Genomic DNA, 5,086 nt, shown 5'->3' with positions numbered 1-5,086 from the left:
GTCCCGGGGGCTGCCGGCCCCCCGGAGTCGGGCGGACAACACGCCGCCCAGCACGGCGGTGAGCAGCGCGGCGATGCTTCCCACCACGAGCAGGGCGCGCAGCGGTTGCTCCGCCGCCGGCACACTGAACCAGACCATCGCGAAGAAGCCGAGGTAGAGGGCGGTGAGCCCGGCCTGACGTCGGTTGGCGGTCACCAGATCGGACATGAAGCTCCTTCGGGATACGGCATACCGCCGGTCACCTTACGGCGGCCCACTCCCCGCCCGTTCCTTGATCGACTCGGGTTTCCGGAAATCGGGCTGTCGGGCCCGCCGCGTCACCCCGACTTTCAGAAAGCCGAGTGGCTCTTGGCGGGTCCGCGTCGGTACGCCGGAGATGTCGCGGCCGAGCTGGCAGCGATCAGGGGTGGGCGGTCAGTCGACCAGGGTGCGGCCGATCAGCCGTGGGTGGTCAGTCGACCAGGGTGCGGCCGGTCAGTTGCAGGAAGACATCCTCCAGGCCGCTGCGCCGGACCAGCACGTTCGCCGGCTGGAGCCCCAACGCGGCGACCTCGGCGACCGCCGTGTCACCGTCGGGCACGTAGAGCAGGACCCGGTCGGGCAACACCTCGACCCGCTCCCCCAGCCCGTCGAGCTTGCCGGCGAAGGGCTCCTGCGACTCGGCGGCGAAGCGCAGCTCGACCACCTCGCGGGTCGAGTGCTGCTCGATCAACGCCCGGGGCGAGCCCTCCGCGACGATCCGCCCGCCGTCCATCACCACCAACCGGTCACAGAGCTGCTCGGCCTCGTCCATGTAGTGCGTGGTGAGCACCAGCGTGACGCCCTGCTGCTTGAGCCGGAACAGCCGCTCCCACACCAGGTGCCGGGCCTGCGGGTCGAGCCCGGTCGTCGGCTCGTCGAGCAGCACGATCTCCGGGTCGTTGACCAGCGCGCGGGCGATGGTCAGTCGACGTTTCATGCCACCGGACAGCGGCTCGACCTTGCTGTCGGCCCGCTCGGTGAGCTGGACGAAGTCGAGCAGCTCGGCGGCCCGCTCCCGAGCCGTCCGGCGGGAGATGCCGAAGTAGCGGGCGTAGACGGTCAGGTTTTCCCGGACGGTCAGCTCGGGGTCGAGATTGTCCAGTTGCGGGCACACCCCGAGGCGCGCGCGGATCGCCGGCCCGTCAGCCACCGGATCCATGTCGAGGATGCGCAGCTCGCCACCGCTGGGCGGGGAGATGCAGCCGACCATCCGCATGGTGGACGACTTGCCCGCGCCGTTGGGCCCGAGGAAGCCGAACGCCTCACCCGAGCGGACCTCGACATCGATGCCGGCCACGGCGGTGAAATCGCCGAACCGCTTCACCAGCCCACGAGCCTGAATCAGTGGTCGCCCCGAAGTCACCGCCCGACACTAACCGCCGGGTCCGACAGACCTCCACGCACATACGTCCGCATTGGCCGGTAGCGCCGGTGCCGGTGCCGGCGGTGGGGAAACGCCGATCGATGCCCCACCCGTCAGCTGATCGACGTGTATCGTCCCCCTGTGTCGCCCATCAGCTCGCCCGATGGTTCGTCGTCACCTACCCGACCAGCCAACTTGCCCGCCGACAAGAGCGCGGCGCGCCCCGGCGGCAGGCCACCCCGACCACGACCGGGAGCCGGGCCGGCGGAACCCGCCGAATCCGACGGCACCAGCCCGGCGACCAGACCCGACCAGACCGAGCCCGACGCAGGCAAGCCAGGCCAGGCCAGGCCCGACCCGAGCAAACCCGACCAGGCCAGGCCCGACCAGGCCGACCCTGATCCGGGCAAGCCCGACCAGGCCGGGCCGGACGTCGCCGAGCAGGCGACGCGGGACCTGGCCGCCCAGTTCGAGGACGAGAAGCCGGGCCGGGTGCTCTCCGGGCCGACCGGGCTGCTTCTCACCATCGCGGCGCTGGCGGTCGGCGCGCTCGCCCTGTGGCAGGTGTTCCAGCCCCTGTCGCAGGGCAGCAAGTATTACCTGATCATCTTCCTGGCCGGTGTCCTTCCGCTGGTCTTCCTCGCCTACCCGGCCGACCTGCGATTGCCGGCCCGCCTCCGCATCCGGCGGCGACCCGCGTCGACGCGGCCCACAGTGACCGACTGGGTGCTCGTCGCTCTGGCCGTCGCGGCCTGCCTCTACCCCATCGTGCCGATCCGGATCGGCGACGGTGGCGGCGGCTACAACGCGTTCCTCGACCGACAGGGTCTGCTGTCGCCGACGGATCTGGTGCTGGGCACCGTCCTGCTGCTCCTGCTGCTCGAAGCCTGTCGACGGACCACCGGTTGGATCCTGCCCGCCATCTGCCTGGTGTTCCTCGGCTACGGCTACTACGGCGGGTTGCTGCCGCAGTCCTGGCCGGTCGCGCACGCCGGGCTGGACTTCAGTCAACTGGTCGACGCGTTCTACAACTCCGACAGCGGCTTCTACGGCACACCACTCGACGTGGCCGCCTCGTACATCGTGCTGTTCACCATCTACGGCGCGGTGCTGGACCTGTCCGGGGCCGGGCGGTTCTTCGTCGACCTGTCGGCCGCGGCGTTCCGGCGCTCGCGTACCGCCGCCGGCCGGACCGCTGTCGCCTCCGGCTTCCTGCTCGGCACCGTCTCCGGCTCCGGGGCGGCGACGACGGTGAGCATCGGCGCGGTCACCTGGCCGCTGCTGCGCCGCGCCGGCTACCCACCGGAGCGGGCCGGCGGCATGCTGGCCGCGGCCGGTGTGGGCGCCATCCTCTCCCCGCCGACCCTGGGCGCGGCGGCGTTCATCATCGCCGAGTACCTGGGCGTCTCGTACCTTCAGGTGCTGGGCTGGGCAACAGTGCCGACGGTGCTCTACTACCTCGGCATCCTGCTCGCCGTGGAGATCGACGCCCGCCGCTCCGGCGTACGCCCGGTGGTGGTCGATGTCGGCTCGCCCTGGCGTCTGCTGGGCCGGTTCGGCTACCACTTCGCCTCGCTGATCGCCATCATCGTGTTCCTCGCGATGGGAATGTCCGCGACGAGGGCGGTCGTGTTCGCCACCGTTCTGGCCGTCGCGCTCTCCTTCCTGGACCGCGCGCACCGGCTCACCCCGGGCAGGCTGGTGACAGCGCTCGTCACCGGCGTACGCGGCGTCCTTGCCGTCACCGCCGTCTGCGCCGCCGCCGGCATCATCACGGCGACCACCACGAAGACCGGCCTGGGGCCGCAGGCGGCGGCGCTGCTGATCGGCGGGGCGAAGGCGGCCACGTCGGATCCGACGCTGGTGCTGGTGCTCACCGCGCTGCTCGCCGCCGTCGCGCTCAGCCTGCTGGGCCTGGCCGTGCCGGTCACCGCGTCGTTCGTGATCGGTTGGGTGATCGTCGGCCCGGCGCTGCTCGACCTGGGCGTCACCGCGCCGGCTGCGGCGATGTTCGTCTTCTACTTCGCGGTGCTGTCCGAGGTGTCCCCACCGACCGCGCTCGCCGCGGTGGCCGCCGCCGCGGTCACCGGCGGCCGGCTGGTGCCCACCATGTGGCAGACCCTGCGGTACGCGTTGCCGGCGTACCTGACCCCGATCGCCTTCGTCATCACGCCGGCCGGGCTCGGTCTGCTCGGCATCGGTGGCGTCGGGCGCATCGCCTTCGCCGCCGTGGTCACCGCGCTCAGCGTGGCCGTGCTCGCCGTCGCCGCCGGTGGTTGGCTGCCCGGCGTGGGGCCGGTCGGCGCCCCGGAACGGCTGCTGGGCGTCCTCGCCGGCGTCACACTGCTCTGGCTCGAACCCGTGCCGGTCACCGTCGGCGCGACGCTGGCCGCCGTCGCGGCAGCGGGTGTGTTCCTGCGACACCGGTCCGCCGACCGACAACCGTCCGATTCTGTGGAGGAACAACTGTGAGACGAATCGACGTACGGCTCGCCGCGAGCCTGAGCGTGTTCGCCCTCGTCGCGGTCGGCGCCGCGGGGTGCGGAGGTCAGCAGGGCGGTGCGGCCACTGACGACGCGGCCAGTGAGGTCACCTGCGAGGTGACCAAGGAGACCCGCGTCGGCATCGCCACCGGCAACGCGACAGGCGTCTACTACGTGGTCGGCAACGCCCTGGCCGGGCAGTTGTCCGGGGCGACCGGTGGCAAGCTCACCGGCACCGCCGCCGAGACCGGCGCGTCGGTGCAGAACGTCGAGCAGCTCGTTGGCGGCCAGTACGACGTGGCGTTCTCGCTGTTCGACACGGCGGTCAACGCGGTCGAGGGCAAGGGCAGCTTCTCCGCGCCGCAGCCGGTGCAGGCGCTGGCCCGCATCTACGACAACTACACGCAGGTGGTGGTCCGCAACGACTCCGGGATCACCTCGGTGGCCGACATGCGGGGCAAGCGGATCTCCACCGGCTCGCCGAAGTCCGGCACCGAGGTGATCGCCAACCGGCTGTTGGAGGCCGCCGGCCTCGACCCGGCGAAGGACGTCCGAGCGCAGCGACTGGACCTGACCAAGACTGTCGAGGGAATCAAGGACGGCAGCGTCGACGGCTTCTTCTGGTCCGGCGGTCTGCCCACCGGAGGGCTCACCGACCTGTTCACCACGGCCGGCGACTCGGTGAAGTTCGTCGACCTCTCGCCGTTGCTGCCGAAGATGGCCGCGCTGAGCCCCGGCTACCAGGAAGGCACGATCGGGCGGGACGCGTACGGCACGGCCACCGACACCCCGACCATCGTCGTACCCAACGTGCTGTTGGTCCGCAAGGACCTGGACGCCAACGTCGCCTGCGCGATCACCCGGACGGTGTTCGACAAGCGCGACGCGCTGGCCCAGGCCAACCCGGCGGCCAAGGGGATCTCGCTGGAGAGGGCCCGCAGGACCCTGCCGGTGCCGCTGCACCGCGGCGCGGAGAAGGCGCTGAAGGACCTCGGCGCGAGCTGACCCGGCCGCTCAGACGTCGGCCGGCGCGGTGGCGGCGCGGGCCACGGCGACCAGCCGGTCGGTCTCGGCGAAAAGGGCCTCGTCGTCCGCCGCAGTGCCGGGGTCGAGTCGGACCGTCCAGGTCAGACCGTCGACCCCGGCCACGCGCCGGGCCGCGACCCGCGCCGCGCCGCCGGGCACCGGCTGGTGCTCGGTGTACGCGACCGAGCGGGTC

3 protein-coding genes and 2 pseudogenes are annotated in these 5,086 nt (G+C 71.8%); 2 read left to right on the top strand and 3 right to left on the bottom strand.

Annotated elements, in window-relative coordinates:
* Positions 1 to 207 (bottom strand): annotated as a pseudogene (locus KBX53_RS21695) (hypothetical protein); the annotation flags it as partial.
* A 244-nt stretch (positions 208 to 451) separates the two neighbouring features.
* Positions 452 to 1,384 carry an ABC transporter ATP-binding protein gene (locus KBX53_RS21690; protein WP_210861290.1) on the bottom strand — a complete coding sequence of 311 codons (933 nt, stop codon included), beginning with the start codon at positions 1,382 to 1,384 and terminating at the stop codon, positions 452 to 454.
* A gap of 195 nt (positions 1,385 to 1,579) precedes the next feature.
* On the opposite strand from KBX53_RS21690, the gene KBX53_RS21685 reads away from it, so the two are divergent.
* Positions 1,580 to 3,856, top strand: coding sequence for a TRAP transporter fused permease subunit (locus tag KBX53_RS21685; protein WP_247676001.1), 2,277 nt, complete (start codon positions 1,580 to 1,582; stop codon positions 3,854 to 3,856).
* The gene (locus KBX53_RS21680; protein WP_030330421.1) at positions 3,853 to 4,872 is read left to right on the top strand and encodes a TAXI family TRAP transporter solute-binding subunit; all 1,020 of its coding nucleotides are present in this window, start codon (positions 3,853 to 3,855) and stop codon (positions 4,870 to 4,872) included. Before KBX53_RS21685 ends, KBX53_RS21680 begins: the two co-directional genes overlap by 4 nt.
* A gap of 9 nt (positions 4,873 to 4,881) precedes the next feature.
* On the opposite strand, the pseudogene KBX53_RS21675 reads toward KBX53_RS21680, so the two are convergent.
* Positions 4,882 to 5,086: pseudogene (locus KBX53_RS21675) on the bottom strand (hypothetical protein); the annotation flags it as partial.

The sequence above is a fragment of the Micromonospora sp. M51 genome (assembly GCF_018070305.1).
Lineage (GTDB): Bacteria > Actinomycetota > Actinomycetes > Mycobacteriales > Micromonosporaceae > Micromonospora > Micromonospora parva.
The sequence above is the reverse complement of the archived record's forward strand: the minus strand, read 5'-3'. Positions and strand labels throughout refer to the sequence as shown.